This is a genomic window from Nonomuraea mesophila (assembly GCF_004352805.1).
In the GTDB taxonomy this organism is placed as follows: Bacteria; Actinomycetota; Actinomycetes; order Streptosporangiales; family Streptosporangiaceae; genus Nonomuraea; species Nonomuraea longispora.
In genome coordinates this window covers 24,390-41,804 of record NZ_SMLD01000055.1, presented here as the reverse complement: position 1 = coordinate 41,804, position 17,415 = coordinate 24,390, and the positions used below count along the sequence as shown (strand labels likewise).

At 72.7% G+C, this 17,415-nt stretch carries 14 protein-coding genes; 8 read left to right on the top strand and 6 right to left on the bottom strand.

Translation table 11 applies throughout. From position 1 onward, the window contains the following. Position 1: 1 nt before the first annotated feature. Together E1295_RS21525 and E1295_RS21520 are read left to right on the top strand one after the other, a co-directional pair. A complete protein-coding gene (locus tag E1295_RS21525; protein WP_132632130.1) occupies positions 2 to 1,225 on the top strand; it encodes an FAD-dependent oxidoreductase in 1,224 nt (407 codons plus the stop codon). Continuing rightward, positions 1,222 to 2,148: a phosphotriesterase family protein gene (locus E1295_RS21520; RefSeq protein WP_132632129.1), complete on the top strand. Its 927-nt coding sequence runs from the start codon at positions 1,222 to 1,224 to the stop codon at positions 2,146 to 2,148. The genes E1295_RS21525 and E1295_RS21520 overlap by 4 nt, the downstream gene beginning before the upstream one ends. On the opposite strand, the gene E1295_RS48875 is transcribed toward E1295_RS21520, so the two are convergent. Further along, the gene (locus tag E1295_RS48875; RefSeq protein WP_166427346.1) at positions 2,145 to 2,972 is read right to left on the bottom strand and encodes an alpha/beta hydrolase family protein; all 828 of its coding nucleotides are present in this window, start codon (positions 2,970 to 2,972) and stop codon (positions 2,145 to 2,147) included. The two genes, E1295_RS21520 and E1295_RS48875, sit on opposite strands and share 4 nt — an antisense overlap. Positions 2,973 to 3,111: 139 nt before the next feature. Here E1295_RS48875 and E1295_RS21510 point away from each other — a divergent pair, with 139 nt between their 5' ends. Further along, positions 3,112 to 4,257: an acyl-CoA dehydrogenase family protein gene (locus tag E1295_RS21510; RefSeq protein ID WP_132632128.1), complete on the top strand. Its 1,146-nt coding sequence runs from the start codon at positions 3,112 to 3,114 to the stop codon at positions 4,255 to 4,257. 6 nt (positions 4,258 to 4,263) lie between these two features. Here E1295_RS21510 and E1295_RS21505 read toward each other — a convergent pair whose 3' ends face one another. The 3 genes from E1295_RS21505 to E1295_RS21495 all read right to left on the bottom strand — a co-directional run bounded on the left by E1295_RS21505 (position 4,264) and on the right by E1295_RS21495 (position 11,407). Continuing rightward, on the bottom strand, positions 4,264 to 5,799 hold the full coding sequence (locus tag E1295_RS21505; protein WP_132632127.1) for a glycoside hydrolase family 183 protein: 1,536 nt from the start codon (positions 5,797 to 5,799) through the stop codon (positions 4,264 to 4,266). Between the two features lie 207 nt (positions 5,800 to 6,006). Next, the gene (locus tag E1295_RS21500) at positions 6,007 to 10,788 is read right to left on the bottom strand and encodes a GH92 family glycosyl hydrolase (protein ID WP_132632126.1); all 4,782 of its coding nucleotides are present in this window, start codon (positions 10,786 to 10,788) and stop codon (positions 6,007 to 6,009) included. A 286-nt stretch (positions 10,789 to 11,074) separates the two neighbouring features. Next, on the bottom strand, positions 11,075 to 11,407 hold the full coding sequence (locus tag E1295_RS21495; RefSeq protein WP_132632125.1) for a cupin domain-containing protein: 333 nt from the start codon (positions 11,405 to 11,407) through the stop codon (positions 11,075 to 11,077). A 35-nt stretch (positions 11,408 to 11,442) separates the two neighbouring features. Between E1295_RS21495 and E1295_RS21490 the strand changes: the two genes are divergently transcribed. From E1295_RS21490 to E1295_RS21470, 5 genes are all read left to right on the top strand, one after another. Further along, the gene (locus tag E1295_RS21490) at positions 11,443 to 11,781 is read left to right on the top strand and encodes a hypothetical protein (RefSeq protein WP_132632124.1); all 339 of its coding nucleotides are present in this window, start codon (positions 11,443 to 11,445) and stop codon (positions 11,779 to 11,781) included. Positions 11,782 to 11,901: 120 nt separating this feature from the next. Beyond that, a complete protein-coding gene (locus E1295_RS21485; RefSeq protein ID WP_132632123.1) occupies positions 11,902 to 12,708 on the top strand; it encodes a rod shape-determining protein in 807 nt (268 codons plus the stop codon). 21 nt (positions 12,709 to 12,729) lie between these two features. After that, positions 12,730 to 14,271, top strand: coding sequence for a PucR family transcriptional regulator (locus E1295_RS21480; protein ID WP_132632122.1), 1,542 nt, complete (start codon positions 12,730 to 12,732; stop codon positions 14,269 to 14,271). 108 nt (positions 14,272 to 14,379) lie between these two features. Then, positions 14,380 to 15,633, top strand: a complete 1,254-nt coding sequence (locus E1295_RS21475) for an NAD(P)/FAD-dependent oxidoreductase (protein WP_132632121.1) — start codon at positions 14,380 to 14,382, stop codon at positions 15,631 to 15,633. Between the two features lie 91 nt (positions 15,634 to 15,724). Then, positions 15,725 to 16,162 carry an anthrone oxygenase family protein gene (locus E1295_RS21470; RefSeq protein ID WP_132632120.1) on the top strand — a complete coding sequence of 146 codons (438 nt, stop codon included), beginning with the start codon at positions 15,725 to 15,727 and terminating at the stop codon, positions 16,160 to 16,162. Between the two features lie 74 nt (positions 16,163 to 16,236). On the opposite strand, the gene E1295_RS21465 is transcribed toward E1295_RS21470, so the two are convergent. Continuing rightward, entirely contained in the window at positions 16,237 to 16,470 is a 234-nt protein-coding gene (locus E1295_RS21465) for a hypothetical protein (RefSeq protein ID WP_132632119.1), read from the bottom strand. A 90-nt stretch (positions 16,471 to 16,560) separates the two neighbouring features. Then, complete coding sequence (locus tag E1295_RS21460) at positions 16,561 to 17,400, bottom strand: aminoglycoside phosphotransferase family protein (protein WP_220448828.1); 840 nt, start codon at positions 17,398 to 17,400, stop codon at positions 16,561 to 16,563. Positions 17,401 to 17,415: the final 15 nt, after the last annotated feature.

The window sequence follows — 17,415 nt, the reverse complement described above, 5'->3', positions numbered from 1 at the left end:
GGTGGACGTGTTGTGGGAAGGCGACGTGATCGTCGCGGGAGGAGGCAGCGCGGGGTGCGCCGCGGCGGTGGCGGCCGCCCGGTCCGGCGCCCGCTGCCTGCTGGTGGAGCGCGCGGGATACCTCGGCGGCACGGGCGCGGCGGTGCTCGACACCTTCTACGGCTTCTACGCGCCGGGGCCCACGTCGCCGAGGGTGGTCGGCGGCATCGGGTGGGAGGTGTGCGAGCGGCTGTTCGCCACCGGGTCGGCGTTCGAGCGGCCCAACACCTACGGCGCGGGGACGGGGGTCACGTACGAGCCCGAGGCGCTCAAGCTGGTGTGGGACGAGCTGACCGCCGGTGTCACCGTCCTGCTGCACGCCTGGGTCTGCGGGACGGGCGGCGAGGTGGAGACCGTCGCCGGGCGGTTCACGATCAGGGCGCCGGTGCTGGTCGACGCCACGGGGGACGCGGAGATCGCCTGGCGGGCCGGGGCCGCGGTCGAGCGGCCCGGCATGCGGCTGCAGCCGATGACCACGACGTTCCGGCTCGGCGGCGTGGACCTGTCGGCGACCTCGGCGGCCGAGCTGCGCGCTCTCATGGAGGAGGCGGGGGACGCCTACGGGCTGCCCCGGCGCGACGGGTCGGTGCACAGGACCGTGCACGACGGCATCGTGCACACCAACCTCACGCGGGTGAGCGGCCTGGATCCCACCGACCCGATCGAGTTGTCGCGGGCCGAGCGCGAAGGACGGCGGCAGGCGGACGCGTACGTGCGCTTCCTGCGGGAGAAGGTCCCGGGGTACGGCTCCGCCGTGCTGCTCGGCACGTCGATCCGGATCGGGGTGCGGGAGTCCCGACGCCTCAAGGGCCGATATGTCCTGACCGCTGAGGACGTACTGGCCGGGCGGGACCATCCCGACACGATCGCCCGCTGCGGCGCTCCCATCGAGGACCACGACGCGGGAGCCGGGACCCGCTGGGAGTACGTCCGCGACCACGGCACCTACGGCATTCCCTACCGCTGCCTGCTGCCCGAAGCGGCGCCCGGCCTGATCGTCGCGGGGCGGTCCCTGTCCGCCACCCACGACGCGCACGCCTCCGCCCGCTCGATGGGGCAGTGCATGGCCATGGGGGAGGCCGCGGGCACGGCCGCCGCCCTCGCGGTGGAGAGCGCGGCGGAACCGGCGGACGTCGACGTGGACGCCCTGCGCGGCAGGCTGCGCGCGAACGGAGCCATCCTGTGACAGTCCGCACCGTGCTGGGAGACGTCGAGGAGCTCGGCGTCACCTACGCCCACGAACACCTGTTCATGACCGGCGGCTGGCCCGTGCGCAACGAGCCCGACTACCGGCTCGACTCGCTGGAGGCGGCCGTCGCGGAGGTGACGGCGGCGCGACGGCACGGGCTCGGCGCCGTCGTGGAGATGACCCCGCTGGGCTTCGGCCGCGGCCCCCGGCTGATGCGGGCACTCTCCGAGCGCACCGGCCTGCACGTGGTGGCCGTGACCGGCTTCCACAAGAGCACGTACTACAGCGACGCGCACTGGCTGCACCACTACGACGCCGACGAGATCGCCGGCCTGCTGGTCTCCGAGATCGAGGAGGGCATGGACGAGCTCGGCCTGGTCGGGCCCATCGTGCGGCGCTCGCCCGCGCGGGCCGGCGCCATCAAGCTCGCCGCCGGCTACCACCGGCTGCCGCACGGCCGGCTGATCAGCGCCGTCGCCCAGGCCGCGCGGCGCACCGGCGCCCCGGTCGTCACCCACTGCGACAAGGGCACGATGGGGCACGAACTGCTGGACGCGCTCGACGTCGACCGGGTGGTGCTCGGGCACATCGACCACAACCCCGATCCCGGCTATCTCGTCTCGCTGGCGGAGCGGGGCGCGTACCTCGCCTTCGACCGGCCGGGACGGATCAAGTACGGGCCGGACAGCGACGTCGTGGCGCTGGTCGAGGCCCTCGCGGAGAAGGGGCTCGGGCACCGGTTGCTGTTCGGCATGGACCTCGCCCGCCGGTCCTACTGGCCGAGCCTCGGCGGCGGGCCCGGCCTGACGTACCTGCTGGACCGGTTCGTGCCGCGGCTGGAGGCCGCGGGGCTCGGCGAGGTGGCGCGGGCGGCGCTGACCGGCAACGCCGCCGCGGCCTTCGCGATCCGCCGAGGCTAGGGGAGGTTCTTCTGGGCGGCGTTGTTCCAGGAGGCGTTGGTGCCGATCTCGGGGGCGGAGCCGGCGAAGGCGCCGCGGGCGTAGGTGTCGCCCTGGAGGGTGTACATCAGCCAGGCGGTCAGGTAGCCGAGGAAGCCGCCGCCGTCGCCCTGGATCGTGTTGTGCCCGGCGCCCTTGAGCATGGCCTTGGCGGCGGCGCCGGGGACGGCCTGGTAGTAGGCGCGGATCGCCGAGTGCGGGGAGATGAGGCCGTCCTGGGTGCCGCTGAGGAACAGCACGGGGCAGTCCAGCCGGTCCACGTGGAAGGCGTCCTCCGGGTCGACCCAGATCGGGGCGGGCAGCGCGATCGGCACGACCGACGAGATCAGGCCGCCCGACCTGGTGGCCGTGTTGACGGAGCCGCCCGCGCCCTGCGAGTGGCCGACGGCGCCGACCTTGCCGATGTCGAGCTTGCCGTGGAACACGCTGGAGGAGTCGCCGTTCCTGGCCACCAGCCATTCCGCGGCGTCGATCATCTCCTCGCCGGTGCCCGTCGTCGTGTCCGTCGTGGCGATCACCACGAACCCCCAGGAGGCGAGCTGGTCGAGCACGCCCGGATACTGGCCGGGCACGGCGTTCGTGCCGTTGCCCCAGGTGACGATGGGATGTTTGACGCCCCCTTCGCCCAGGTCGGCCGGGTAGTGGATGCGGTAGTCGGCGCCGAGGTCGGCGGTGGCCACGTCCCATGGCCCGGCTGCCGCGTAGTGGGCCTCGATCGTGTCGGCGGCCCGCGCCGGGGAGACCAGGACCCCCAGGAGCAGCACCACGGCGGCCATGAGCTTCATGCGCCCTCCACAAATTGTACGGATGACCGTATCTTTCGCTGCGCCGGCCACCCTGTCAACCACCAGGTCGCCGGCGCACACGCTATCCACCCGCGCCGCCGTAGGGTGTTCAGGGTCCCGGACCTCACGAGGAGCGGTGATGGGGAAGACCCAGGGGGATGCGGCGGGTGGCGACGCCTTCGACGAGATGCTCGCGGAACTGGCCGAGCGCCGCCAGGAGTTCCGCGAGCAGTGCTACGTCCCCAGAGACTTCGTCGCCCGGCTCAAACGGCTCGGCCTCTACCGCGCCTCGACACCCGAGCGCTTCGGCGGCGAGACGCTGCCGCCCGCCGAGTTCCTCAGGAAGATCGAACGCATCTCGGCCGTCGACGGCTCCACCGGATGGGTGGCGAGCTTCGGCTCGCAGCTCGTCTACCTGGGCTCGCTGCCGCTGGAGACCCAGGCCGAGATCTACTCCGACGGCCCCGACGTCGTCTTCGCCGGCGCGTTGTTCCCCGTCCAGCAGGCCACACCGACCGAGCGCGGCTTCCTCGTCAACGGCCGGTGGAAGTTCGCCAGCGGCTGCATGGCCGCCGACATCGTGTGCGTCGGCATCCCCGGCGACGACTCGACCTCGGGCAGGCCGCGCGGCGCGCTGGTCCGTCCCGAGCGCCTGGAGATCGTACGCGACTGGGACGTCGTCGGCATGCGGGGCACCGGCTCGTTCGACCTGGTCGCCGAGGACGTCGAGATCGGCAGGGAGTGGACGTTCATCCGCGGCGGCGAGCCGGTGATCGACGAGCCGCTCTACCGCTATCCCGCGATCACCTACGCCGCCCAGTCGCTCTCCGTCGTCTCCGCCGGTGTGGCCAGGGCCGCCCTCGACTTCGCCGAGCAGGAGGGCGCCGGCCGGGCGAGCATCACCGGAGCCCCGGGCCTGGCCGACCGGGCCTACTACCGTGCCGGGATCGCCGAGGCCGAGGCGGCGCTGCGCTCCGCCCGCGCCTACTTCTACGAGGCCGCCGACGAGGCCTGGCGGGAACTGGCCGCCGGCCGCCTGGTCGGCGACCGGCACAACGCCCACATGCGGCTGTCAGCCGCCCACCTCGCGAGGACGGCGTCGGAGGTGGTGCACAAGGTGGTCTCGCTGTCCGGCACCGCCGCGATCTACCACGACCACCCCCTGCAGGCCCTGCTCGGCGACGCGCTGGTGCCGCAGGAGCACGCCTTCCTCAGCCCGGCGATGTACGACGCCGCGGGCGCCGTCCTCATGGGCCGCGCGCCGACCGTCCCCGCCTTCCGCTGAGGAGGGTCAGGAGGCCACCAGCGAGAACTCGTCGGCCTGCAGCCACATGTCGCCGTTGTCGGTCCAGATGCCGGCGAACACCTCGACCGAGGTGCGCGAGCCGCTGTCGAAGGTGACGGTGAACGGGGTCCACGCGCTCACCGCCCGGAAGTTGACCTCCTTGACCGGCGATCCTCCCGGCACCCGTACGCCGAGGAAGCCGTTGTCGTTGTTCGGCGACGTCCGCAACCAGCCGGCGAGGGTGTAGGTGGTGTCCGGCTCGACCTCGACCACCTGGTGCAGGTCGTGCCAGCCGCTGTTGTGGCGGGCGAACCCGTTGCGGTCGCCGGTGAAGCCCCAGGTGGCCTGGTCGATGCCGCAGTTGCCGTGGCAGGCCCACGGCGCGGCCGGCGACCCCGCGCTCTGCCGTTCGAAGCCGGGGTCCCTGACCAGGTTGGGGTTGGTGATGCCGGCGTCGGGGCTGAGCGTGATCCTGGTCAGGTAGACGTTGTACGGCGTCCACTGCGACAGCGCCAGGTACAGGTCGGGCCCCGACGACCACGGGTGCATGAAGCCGCCGTACAGGCCGGGGTAGTCGGCCGAACTGGCGACGACCGCGGGCGCGCTCCACGGGCCCGTGGGGTCGGGCGCGGACCGCAGCACGATGTCGCTGCCCTGCAGGTAGGTCATCAGCCACCTGCCGGTGAAGTCGTTGTAGCTGACCGACAACTCGCCGGCGGGGGCGGGGACGACCGGCGCGGCGGCCGTATCGGGCCCGCTCTGCCAGGCGGTGCCCGTCCAGTACCGGTAGGCGTCCTTGGACAGCACCTGGTCCTCGGGCACGCGGGCGAGGTGCACCGCTCCCGCGCGGCCGTTCGGCGTGCCGTACAGGTAGACGAACCCGTCCCTGCGGACGAGCGCGGCCATCTGGAAAGGATCGGTGCCGCCGGGGTTGTCCCACCGGGGTCCGCCCTCGGTCGTCCAGGTCTGCCCGTTGTCGTCGGAGAAGGCGATCCCGGCGTGGTTGGTGTCCCACTGCCCGGGAGGTCCCCAGTGGCGTACGGACATGTAGGCGAGGTGCTGGCGCGACCCCACGGACACGCCGGCGGTGGGGATGACGGTGATCTCGTCGCCGTCGACCTTCTTGCTCGGGATGAGCTCCTTGGCGTGCCCCTGGCGGTCGGTGGCCGCGCCGGAGAACGTCATGCCGTCGGACAGGTCACGGTCGGTGCTGCGCAGCAGCACCTGGCTGCGCCAGTCGCCGCCGTTGGCGCCCGGGGGCTCCCAGTCGGCGCCGAACGTGTCGCCGAAGGCGGCGAGCACCTCCCCGCGGCCGTTGTCCCACATGATGCCTAGGTCGGTGGCCTTCACCTGCCACCTGCCGGGGGTGTCGCTGAGGGAGCCGGGGCCGGTCAGCTTGCCGACCACGACCGCGGGCGACCTGGCCGTGCCCGCTGTGCCCGCGGTGCCCGCCTGCGCCGGCAGGGGCGCCGTCCCACCGAGCGCCACCAGCAGGAGCAGGGCGCTCCCCACCGGTGCCCAGGCGCGTGAGCCAAGCCTCATCCGCCGCCACCTCCGCAGGTGAAATCGATTTCCCACATTGTGGGGCCGACGACGATGATCGTCAAGAGCCCGCCCTGGGCGGACCGTCATCGCCACGCCAGGCGGCAAGGCGTGCCGGAGACCTGCCCGGCCGGCGGGCCGAAGGCTCGCGGCGGCCACCCGGTCCCGGCCGGGTGGCCGCCGCTGCGTCCGTCAGCCCTGTGTCCGTCAGCCCTGTGTGCGGTCCAGCTCCAGGCGTACCCTGGCCAGCCAGGAACCCCAGCCGTCGTCCGGCCGGCTGTCACCGATGCGCAGGTAGAACGCCGCGGAGTCGCCCCGCAGGTCGGCCAGGTCGAACGTGTGCTCCGCCCGGTTGGAGCGGTCGCGCACGTCGTCCTCCTCCCGCAGCACCGTCCGCCAGGTCTTCTGATCGGTCGAGACCTCCACCAGGTAGTGGTTGGCGATGTCCAGCGTCAGCGACCCGCCCGTCACCTGGGCGGGCAGCTCGAACCGGTAGGTGGCGTGGCTGTCGCCGTCGGTGAAGCGGGCGCGACCGTCGTGCACCTCGCCGTCGAGCTTCGACCCGCCCGCGTCCAGGAGCCAGGGCTCCTCGGCAGGGGTGCCGGGCGTGAACTCCACGGTGTCGCCGATCAGCGTGATCGCCACCTGCTCGCCGGCGGACCCGGAGCCGGAGGTGGCGGTGAGCCTTACCGCGTGGCTGCCGGGCCCGGCCGTCGCCGGCACCGCCACCTCGAACGTCAGGGTCTGGGACGCGCCCGGCGCGACGGGCCCGAAGCGGGCGGAGGCGGGCCGGACCGTCCAGCCCTCCGGCCCGGTGGCGGTGAGCCGCCCGCTCGCGGGCCTGGTGGCGTGGTTGGCCACGGTCGCCGAGAGCTTCACCGTCTCGCCGGGCGCGGCGAAGACCCCGGAGCTCTCGACGACCAGCGTCGACGTGCTGGGCGGCTCGTGAGCGAGCAGTTCCACCTCCGCCAGCGACACCGTCCTGCCGTCGGTGAACCTGAGCCGGTAGTGGGGGTACGCGTTCGGACTGGTGATCTTGAACGGGCGCGTCTGCGAGCGCCACCGGAAGCTCTCACCCGCCCGCTTGTCGATCGACTTCCACGCGTTGCCGTCCTTCGAGCCCTCCAGGACCCACCCGGACGGATCCTGGGCGGGATCACCCGAGGCGGACGTCAGCGTGTAGTAGCGCGCCGTGCGCTCGCCGTCGAAGGAGTAGCGCACCCACTCGGGCAGCGTCACCCCCGTCGCCGAGTCGTCGTCGAACAGCGCGCTCACGTCCGCGTCGCCGGGCGCCGACGCCGTGCCGCGGCCCGGGTCCGTGAGGTCGTGCAGCGGCGTCGGGACGCGTTCGTCGCCGGTGATCGAGGGCGGAGCGGCGTCCTTCCCCGTGCCCCAGCGCGACGGCTTCGGCCCCATCTCGAACACCAGCTCGCCGCCCTTGGCGATCAGGTCATGCGGCAGGTACGTCTTCCCGTACCGCTTGCCGTTGACCTTCAGCCCCTGCACGTACACGTTGCGCGCGCTGTTGCCCGGCGCCCTGATCACCAGCTTCTTGCCGTTCTCCAGGCGCACGGTCGCCTTCGTGAACAGCGGCGAGCCGATCGCGTAGTAGGGGCTGCCCATCTGCAGCGGGTAGAAGCCGAGGGCGCCGAAGATCTGCCAGGCCGACATCTCCCCGTTGTCCTCGTCTCCCGGGTACCCCTGGCCGATCTCGCTGCCCAGGTACAGCCGCGAGAGCGCCTCGCGCACCTTGGCCTGGGTCTTCCACGGTTGTCCCGCGTAGTCGTACATGTAGGGGATGTGGTGGGAGGGCTGGTTGCTGTGCCCGTACTGGCCCATCCGGATGTCGCGGGCCTCGCGCATCTCGTGGATGATCCCGTTGTACGAGCCGGGGAACAGCGCGGTCTCCTGGTCGTCGAAGAACGCGTCGAGCTTGCCGGCCAGCTTGTCCGCGCCGCCGTACAGGTTGGCCAGGCCCCGGCCGTCCTGCGGCACGTGGAAGGCCATGTTCCAGCCGTTCGTCTCGGTGTAGTCGTGGCCCCAGTCGCGCGGGTCGTACGCGCCCGGCTTGAGCCGGAACGATCCGTCGGCGCTCCTGCCCTGGAAGAAGCGAACCGCCGGGTCGAACATGTGCACGTAGTTGAGCGCCCGGTTCCTGAAGTACTCGTACTCCTCCAGGTAGCGGGCGCGCTTGGCGCCCTTCGACCGTTCGGCCAGCGCCTTGGCCATGTTCGCGATGCCGAAGTCGTTGATGTAGCCGTCCATGGCCCACGACATGGCCTCGCCCGTCGACTCCGTGCTCGTGTAGCCGAGGAAGACGGAGGTGGACAGGCCCTTGCGGCCCACGTGGCGGGTGGGCGGGGCGACCGTGGCGTTCTTGAGCGCCGCCTCGTAGGCGGTCTCGGCGTCGAACCCCGTGATGCCCTTCAGATGGGCGTCGGCGAAGGCGACGTCGGAGCTCGTGCCGACCATCAGGTCGGCGTAGCCCGGCGAGGACCACCGCGCGATCCAGCCGCCGTCCTCGTACTGCTGCACGAACCCGTCCACCATCTCACCGGCCGCCTCCGGCGTGAGCAGCGCGTACGCCGGCCAGGTGGTGCGGTAGGTGTCCCAGAAGCCGTTGTTGACGTACACCTTGCCGTCCGCCACCTTCGCCCCCGTCTCGGTGGGCGTGCTGGGCGGGGTCTCGGTGGCCGACTGCACGGCGTGCCGGTACACCGGCCGGTCGGCGGTGCCGGTGTTCTCGAAACCCGAGTTGGGATAGAGGAACAACCGGTACAGGTTGGAGTACAGCGTGACGAGCTGGTCGTGGCTCGCGCCCTCGACCTCGATGACGCCGAGCTTGGCGTCCCACGCCTTGCGGGCCCGCTCGCTGACCTGCTCCAGCGTGTCGGAGGCGCCGATCTCCAGTTCCAGGTTGCGCCTGGCCTGCTCGACGCTGATGAGCGAGGACGCGATGCGCATGGTGACCGTGCGCGCCTGTCCTGCGTCGAACGCGAGGTAGCCCAGCACGTCGTCGCGTCCCTCGCCGCTCAGCTTGCCGCCGCCGGTGACGGGGCGGTCGAAGGTCGCGTAATAGAACATGCGCGAGGCCCCGGTGGACAGGTCGCTGCGCACGTCGGAGTATCCCGTGACCACGCCGCCCCGCACGTCCAGGGTCAGGCCGCCGTCGCCGGTCGCGTTGTCGAAGATCAGCTTGGCCGACGACCCGGGGAAGGTGAAGCGGGCCAGCGCCGCGTGGTCGGTGGGCGCGATCTCCGTCTTCATGCCGTTGTCGAAGGTGACTGCGTACAGGTGCGGCTGGGCGACCTCCCGCTCGTGGCGGAAGGGCAGCGCGCGGGCGGTCCTCGACGGGTCGGGCGTCCCTTCGGCGGCCGACGGCATGAACTGGAACGTCTGCCGGTCGCCCATCCACGGGCTGGGCTCGTGGCTGGCGGTGAACGCCTGGATCTCGGGAAGGTTCGCCGCGTTGTTGGCCCGGTGGTACTCGTAGAGCCAGCGCGTCGAGGACGCGTCCGTCATCGGCGTCCAGAAGTTGAACCCGTGCGGCACGGCGGTGGCGGGGATGTTGTTGCCCCGCGAGAACCCGCCCGTGGAGTGGGTGCCGCGGGTGGTCACGACGTACTGCGAGGGCGAGCGCGGGTCGCCGCCGCGGCCCTCGTACGGCTGCCGCTTCCGCTCCGAGACGATCTTGATGTCGTCGACCCAGCCGCGGAACCCGGCCTCGCCCACGGGACTGTCGTAGGCCACCAGGATGCGGCTGATCCGCTTGCCCTTGGCGACCTTGCCGATCTCGGCGCGCTTGAAGTTCCACTGGTCGGTGTACAGGGTCTTCGACTCGCCCTGCTCCCGGGGCGCCAGCCGGACCCCGTGCTGGTCGACGGCCTTCAGGTCGCTGAGGTAGGTGCCGTCGCCGAAGGCCAGGTCCACGGAGACGTACGTGCTGGGATAGCGCAGGTCGGCCGCGGTGAACTCGGGGAAGACCAGGTAGGACAGCTCCATCCCGGACGTGACCGGGATGTCCACCTCGAACACCTTGTTGGTGGAGTAGCCGCCCTTGCTCGACGTGGTGCCGCCCGCGTACCGGAACGCGCGCAGGCCGGTGAAGCCGGCGCGCGGCTTGGACACGTACCCGCGGGTCGGGCCCTCCCCGACGTGGCTGCGCATGTCGCTGGGCGGCCGGCTGCCGGTGTCGCCGTCGGACAGCTCCCACTCGGCCAGCTGCAGCATGGGGGCGCCGCCGACGCGGGTGACGTTCAGCCGGTAGTGGGAGTAGGCGGTCGTGTTGGGGAAGCGGTATTCCTTGCGCTGGTGACGCGCCGAGAACGTCTCGCCGGTGCGGGTGTCCAGCGTCGTCCAGGTCTGCCCGTCCTGCGAGCCCTGGAGCTGCCAGTCGCGGGGGTCGCGCTCGGGCACGTCGTCGGCGGAGGTCAGCGCGTAGTGCACGACCGCGACCGGCTCGGACAGCTCGTACTGTGCCCAGCCGGTGCCGCTGTCCACGAGCCACTTGGTGCTCGCGTCGGTGTCGGCGAGGTTCTCCCTGACCTCGCCGGCGTCGAAGAACTCGCCGCTGACGGTGATCCGGGCGATCCTGTCGGAGACGCTGCCCTCGATGCCGCCTGGCAGGGTGCCGGAAACGTTCTCGGCCTTCTTGCCGCCCTCGGCGTCGGTCTCGGGGGTGTCGGCCCAGGCCGGCTGAGGGTCGCCGGGCTCGAAGGAGGAGGCGAAGGCCGCTCCCTCCGCCTGGGCCAGTCTCTGCCCGTCCTGCGCCGCGCGCCGCGCCTGCTCAGCGGACGGAGGCGGCGCGCTCGCCTTCGGATCGGGCGGCGGGCTGGAGGAAGGGCCGGGGGCTGGGGTGCCCGAAGGGCCGGGATTGGGAATCGGGTCTGGACCTTTCTGTGCGGTGACTCCCGCGGTGCCGTAGGTCAGCGCGGCGGCGGCGGGGGCGGAGAGTGCGAAGGCGACGCCCGCGCATAAGAGCGCCGTCATGAGGGATCGTCGGCGAGGGTGCTTCATCGGGGGAAACCTTCCGTGCGTCAGCCGGTACGGGGGCTCGGTCGGGCAGCGTCACGAAGGCGGCTGCGTGGGACGTGCCTTGTCGGGACGGGACGGGGACGGCCAGGGGGTGCTCACAGCGATCTCCCAGGAGACGGATGACAACGTTGTCAACCTCGATCTGCCAAGGAAGTTGTCAAATCGCAGGCTCCCTGTCAAGAGGCCGCACGGCGTACCAGGGCCCGGGGCCCGGCAGATGAAGCGGACGGAAGGGCCGGGGTCAGCGCCGCTTGACGACGGTCAGCAGGACCGCGGAGTCCTCGAGCGCCTCGAGAGCGTGGCGGGCGTCGGGCACGATGAGCAGGTCTCCCGTGCGGGCCTCCCACGAGTCGTCGCCGGCGACCATGCGCACCCGGCCGTGCAGCACCTGCACCGTGGCCTCTCCCGGGTTCTCGTGCTCGGCCAGGCGGGAGCCCTGCTTCATGCCGATGACCGTCTGGCGCAACATCTTCTCGTGCCCGCCGTAGACGGTGTCGGCGGTGTGACCGCCTCCGGCGTCGGCCGCCAGGCCGGTCTGCTGACGGGCCAGCGCCACGAGCGAGATCTTCTGCATGCCGCCATTGTGTCAGTTGGGCTATGGTCGGCCGTGTGACGGGACCCTGGAACACACCACGCGGGCTCATCGTGCTGAGCCTCGTCCTGGTGTGCTCGCTGGTGGCCGGCGCGGCCTGCGTCCGGCACGCCGCTCACGACCCCGTCACCCAGGCGGTGACCACGTGGCGCCCCGGCACCGCGGACAACCGGCTGACGGGCCTGCCGCCCCTGCTTCCCCACGGCAGCCGGCACCTGACGCCGACGACCGGCGCGCGCCAGAGCGACGCCGCCCATCTCGCGCTGCTGCCCGCGCCGCACGGCTCGGCCGCCGTCGGGGATCCCCAGCAGTTCGGGCACCGCCCCGCCGGGTCACGCAGCCCGCCGCCGGTCTAGCCGCTCACCTTCCGTCCACTGCCGCGCCGCGGCCCGGCCGTGCGCGCCCGCCGGCGCGGCCGTTCCCCACGCGGGGACACACCCTTTCCCTTCGCGTCAAGCAAGGAGCCGAACACCGTCATGGCCGAGCTCGAATCAGCCCCCACTATCCAGCGCACCCGCCACGGCAGGGTGGCGCTCGATCTGGGCACCGCGCACACCAGAGCGCTGACGGGGAGCGGGGTCGCCGTCGCCGACCGCCCCTCGGCCGTCGTCGCCTCCCGGTCCGTCGCCGGCGCCGCCGATCCGGTACGCCCGATCCGGCACGGCATGGTCGCCGACCCCGGCGCCTGCCTGCGCCTCGTGCGCCTCGTGCTGCGGGACGTCCAGACCGCGGGCGACGGCTCGATGGAGCAGGTGGTGGTCGGCGTGCCCGTCGCCGCGTCGCCCAGCGACCGGCGCGCGGTGCGCACCGCGGTGTCCGAGGCTGCCGGGTGCGGGGTGACGCTGGTGGAGGAGCCCCTGGCCGCGGCCGTCGGCGTCGGCCTGGACGTCACGGACTCGCGGCCGTTCCTGCTGCTCGACGTGGGTGCGGGCATCGTCGAGGTGGTCGCCATCCGCGACGGCGTCATCAGCGAGGCCATGGCCATCCAGCTGGGCGCCACGACCAGCGCGGGGCTGCTGCCGTACGTGCTGGACGGGGTCGTCGACATGACGGCCGCGCTGCTGCGCCGCCTGCCCCCGCAGGTGCGTCAGGCCGTGCGCGCCAACGGCCTGACGGTGACCGGCGGCGGCGCGCTGCAGGCGCAGCTGCTGCACCGCCTGGACGGCGCCCTGCGCATGCCGGTCAGCACCCCGCCCGAGCCGCAGAACGCCACCGTACGCGGCCTGATGCGGCTGTGCCTGATGCCCGCCCTGGCCTCCAGGATCGCCGCGCGTGGCCGCTGATCACCGGGGCAGGATAGGCCTGTGATCCGACTCGATCGCCTGGTCAACGTGCTCGGCGGATACGGGGTGCGGCTGTGCGGGCGCCCCGAGATGCGCGCGGCCCAGCTGCGCAGCGTGGCGATGCCCGACCCCACCGACGAGCGCGTCCAGGGTGACGTGCTGATGGCGGTCGGCGCCCCGTCGGCGACCGAGGCGGTGCGGTGGGCGGTGTCGGCGCGGGCCACCGTCGTGCTGGTGCGCGCCGGCGCCGAGGCCGCCCGGGAGGCGTCCTCGGCCGGCGAGAGCGAGGGCGTGGCGGTCATGCTCGTCGATCCCGCCGTGTCGTGGAGCCAGCTGGCCGGCGTGGTGTACGGGCTCGTCCTGGAAGGGAGCGAGACGGAGGCCGGTCGCGGGCCGACGGACCTGTTCGCGCTGGCCGACAGCCTGGCCGACGTCGTCGGCGGCGCGGTCACCATCGAGGACCGGCTGTCGCGGGTGCTGGCGTACTCACGCTCCCAGCAGGCGGGCGACCCCGCCCGGCTGGAGACGATCCTGGTGCGGCAGGTTCCCGGCCGGCTGCGCGAGCTGTTCCAGTCGCGGGGCGTGTTCGACCGGCTGGCGGCGTCCGACGAGCCGTTGTTCGTCGAGCAGGACCCGGCCCACGGGCTGACGGGGCGGATGGCGGTGGCCGTGCGGGCGGGCCGCGAGGTGCTCGGCTCGGTCTGGGTGACCTGCGGCAGCCCGCTGACCGGGGCGCGGCTCGGCGCCCTGAGCGACGGGGCGCGCACGGTGGCGCTGCACCTGCTGCGCTCGCGGGCGAGTGCCGACCTGGAGCGGCAGGTGGAGTCCGACCTGGCCATCCGGCTGCTGGAGGGCAGCGCCGACGCCGCGACGGTGCTCAGCCAGCTGGGGATGGCCGGCGAGACGTTGCGCGTCATCGCCGTCCGCGCGCAGGCCGAGGAGGAGCGGCACGCCGCGCTGCTGCTGGCGTTCGAGCGGGCCACCACGGGTTTCGGCTGGTCGCGGCCCGGACGAAGCACCCTGCTGGGCAACACGCTCTACACGATCCTGCCCGGCGAGGACGCCGACGCGGCGCGGGCGTGGGTGTCCGCGCTGGAGTCCGCCCTGCCCGCGCAGGTGCGGCTGCTGGCCGGGATCGGGGCGCCGGCCAGGGCCTCGGAGCTGCCGGCCAGCCGGCAGGAGGCCGACGAGTGCCTGGCGCTGCACGAGGCGGGCCTCCCGCACGCCGCGCCGCCGGCATACGACGAGTCGTGGGACGACATCCTGCTGCGGCGGCTGCGTGCCGCCGCGCGCACCGGACGCACCCCCGCGCGCGGGCCGGTCGGCGCGCTGCGCCGGCACGACGCCCGCCACGGCACCCACTACATGGCCACGCTGCGGGCGTGGCTGGAGGCGCAGGGCGATCCCGCCGTGGCCGCGGAACGGCTCGGCGTGCATCCCAACACCGTACGCAACCGGCTGCGCAAGATCACTCAGATCACCCCGCTCGACCTGGACGACGCCCGCCAGCGCCTCGCCATGATCATCACGCTGGCCGCCCTGGAGGACGACCGCCTGTTGTGACGGTCGCACAATCCGGCCGTCGCAATTGTCGGCGCCGCACAACCCGTGCGGGTCCCACGCGCGCGATCCTGGGAGAAAGAGACTTTTGTCCAGGTACGGAGGCATGCCATGAGCGAGCGCATCACCAACCCGCCGCGGTCGGCGATCGTGGTGGGCGCCGGCATCGTCGGCCTGTCGGCCGCGTGGTTTCTCCAGGAACGCGGCGTCGACGTCCACGTCGTCGACCGCGGCGGCGTGGCGGCCGGGGCGTCCTGGGGCAACGCGGGATGGGTCGCGCCCGGCCTGGCCATCCCGCTCAACGAGCCCTCCGTCGTGCGGTACGGCCTGAAGTCGCTGGTCAACCCGTCCGCGCCGCTGCACGTTCCCGCCACCTTCGACCCGAAGTTGTGGTCGTTCCTGCTCAGGTTCGCCGCCAACTCCCGGTGGTCCACCTGGACGCGGGCCGTACGCGCCAACCTGCCGCTCAACGAGGAGTGCATCGAGGCGTACGGCGTGCTCACCGCCAACGGCGTCGACGCCCCCGTCATCGACGCGCCCATCACCGCGGCCTTCCGCACCCCGCAGCAGGCCGAGACCCTGCTGCGCGAGCTGCGCCGGATGGCCGACGCGGGACAGCCCGTCGACCACGCCGCCCTGGAAGGCGCCAGGCTCGCCGAGCAGGTGCCGCTCGCCTCCGCGGCCCTGCAGGCGGGCGTGCGGATCGACGGTCAGCGCTACGTCGACCCCGGAGGCTTCGTCCACGCCCTCGGCAAGGAGGTCATGGCCCGCGGCGCCACCGTGTACGCCTTCGAGGCCACGGGCCTGCGTGAGGAGAAGGGCAAGATCACCGTCAGCTCGAGTTACGGCACGTCCGTGTCGGCCGACGCGGTGGTGCTGGCCACCGGCGCGTGGCTGCCCCGCCTGGCCTCCCGGCTCGGGGTGCGGGTCCCCGTGCAGGCCGGCCGCGGCTACTCCTTCACCGTGCCCGTCGACCGTCCCGTGCCAGGCCCGATCTACCTGCCCGACGTGCGGGTGGCCTGCACGCCGTACCAGGGGGCGCTGCGCGTGGCGGGAACCATGGAGTTCCGCGACCCCGACGCCCCGGGCGTCCCGGCCCGCGTGGAGGCGATCATCGACTCCGCCCGCCCGCTGCTGGACGGCGTGCGCTGGGACGAACGCACCGACGTCTGGGTGGGCGGCCGGCCGGTCACCCCCGACGGGCGCCCGCTCGTCGGCGCGACCGCCCGGCAGGGCGTCTACGTGGCCGGCGGGCACGGCATGTGGGGCCTGACCCACGGCCCTGTCACGGGCCGGCTGCTGGCCGAGCAGATCACCACCGGCAAGCAGCCCGCCGCCCTGCACGAGTTCGATCCGCTGCGCTGACGGGCGGGGCCCGGGAGGGTGAGACGCTCGCATATGTGATCGAGCGCCTGATGTATGGACCGTCTCATGCCGCGAGCGTCACGATGGTCTCATGTTGGCACTGCCTCTGATCGCACTCGCGCTGCACGGCGCCCTCGCGGGCCTCTACTACACCTTCTCCATGTCCGTCATGCCGGGCCTGAACGCCATCGACACCGCCCAGGCGGAGGCGGCGATGCGCAGCATCAACAAGAAGATCCTCAACCCCTGGCTCTTCCTCGTGCTCCTGGGGTCGCCGGTGGCGGCGCTCCTCGCGGGACTGTTCGCGGACGGCCCGGCCGCCCTCTGGTTCTTCGCCGCCGCCGCGGTGAACTTCGCCGGTTCGTTCCTCGTCACGATGGCGATCAACGTACCGATGAACAACGCCATGAACGCCGGCACCATGCCGTGGAAGGACTTCATGCGCAGGTGGACCCCGTGGAACACGTTCCGTGCGGTGGCGAGCGTCGTCAGCCTCGTGCTGGTCGGTGTCGGCCTGACCGGTCTCTGAGCATGCGAGGTCGTCGCATGCCGAGGCGCCGGTCGCCGCCGCAGGGCAGGGCACGACCGGCGCCTCAGTGGTGATCACAGGGTGAGGCAGCCCACCAGCGGGACCTCGGGCGGCACGGTCACCGCGCCGACGGGGTCGGCAAGGGTGCTGGTGGCGCAGTTGGCCAGCACGATGGGGTCGGTTCTGGTGACGGACTCCAGGACGTTGACCTTCGCGGGATCGACGACGGCGTGGGCCGGAGCCGACAGGGTCAGGCCGGCGGCGGCGATCATCGCGACGGCGGCGATCTGACGAGGGGATGGGCGCACGGGGGAACCTCCTTGTGCGGGACTACTGTTTGATCACTCACGGTAGTCAAGCAAATGCACATTGTACATGGATGTCGCATGAGAAAACGTTCATGTCCCCGGTCGGCCGAGCAGCTCCAGCACCCGTACGGCCTGCCGCTCCCGCGTCCCGGCCGGGTTGCGCGCCGCGAACGGCCCTCCGGGTCCCAGCATGAGGAACCAGGTGAACGCGATCAGCCGCCGGAAGCCCAGCACGCGGGCGCGCTCCCGCCGCGTAAGTGCGATGAGGTCCAGCAGCCGGGCCGCGTCGAGGTCGCCGTCGAGCCGCGAGACGTGCTCAAGGAGGTCGCCCAGCTCGAACGCGCGGTCGCTGCGGCCGGAGTCCTCCCAGTCCAGCAGCCGGATCCGGCGCTCGTGGGCGTCCCACAGGTAGTTGGCGCGGTTGCCGTCCGCCTGCCCGAGCACCGGAGGGAGCGGGTCGGCGAGCAGCTCGTCAGGGTCCGCGCCCGCCAGCCACGCCGCCCCGTGCGCGTACGCCTTCCGCACGACGGGATCGTCCCAGGGGCCGGAGGGCAGCCGGGAGACCGACACGCGGGCCTTCGCCACGGCCCCGGCCGGGTTCCACGCGGCGGGCCGCAGGGACGACACGACCCCGGCGGGCACCGCCTCCCGCAGCCGGACCAGCGCGTCGGCCAGCGCCGCCACCTGCTCTTCCGTCGTACGTTCGCCGCGCAGCGGGCTGCCCGGCAGCCGGGACATCGTCACGCTCGGGGGCGTCGCGTCCAGGGCGGCCCGGAGCGGCGCAGGGGCCAGGCCCGGCGCGTACGCGGCCAGCACGTTCAGCGCCTCCCACTCCCGCGCGGGCTCCTCCCGCTCCCACGAGCGGTAGCGCTTGACCACGACGTCGTCGCGGAGCTCGAGGTCGTGGGTGGCGAAGCGGCCGCCCGTCACCGGTGGGGAGTCCGA

What these genes read in the sequence shown, in the direction of transcription:
- E1295_RS48875 (WP_166427346.1), bottom strand. Translation starts at nt 2,972, where the DNA reads ATGAAGCTCATGGCCGCCGTGGTGCTGCTCCTGGGGGTCCTGGTCTCC.
- E1295_RS21510 (WP_132632128.1), top strand. Translation starts at nt 3,112, where the DNA reads ATGGGGAAGACCCAGGGGGATGCGGCGGGTGGCGACGCCTTCGACGAG.
- E1295_RS21505 (WP_132632127.1), bottom strand. Translation starts at nt 5,799, where the DNA reads ATGAGGCTTGGCTCACGCGCCTGGGCACCGGTGGGGAGCGCCCTGCTC.
- E1295_RS21500 (WP_132632126.1), bottom strand. Translation starts at nt 10,788, where the DNA reads ATGACGGCGCTCTTATGCGCGGGCGTCGCCTTCGCACTCTCCGCCCCC.
- E1295_RS21495 (WP_132632125.1), bottom strand. Translation starts at nt 11,407, where the DNA reads ATGCAGAAGATCTCGCTCGTGGCGCTGGCCCGTCAGCAGACCGGCCTG.
- E1295_RS21485 (WP_132632123.1), top strand. Translation starts at nt 11,902, where the DNA reads ATGGCCGAGCTCGAATCAGCCCCCACTATCCAGCGCACCCGCCACGGC.
- E1295_RS21475 (WP_132632121.1), top strand. Translation starts at nt 14,380, where the DNA reads ATGAGCGAGCGCATCACCAACCCGCCGCGGTCGGCGATCGTGGTGGGC.
- E1295_RS21470 (WP_132632120.1), top strand. Translation starts at nt 15,725, where the DNA reads ATGTTGGCACTGCCTCTGATCGCACTCGCGCTGCACGGCGCCCTCGCG.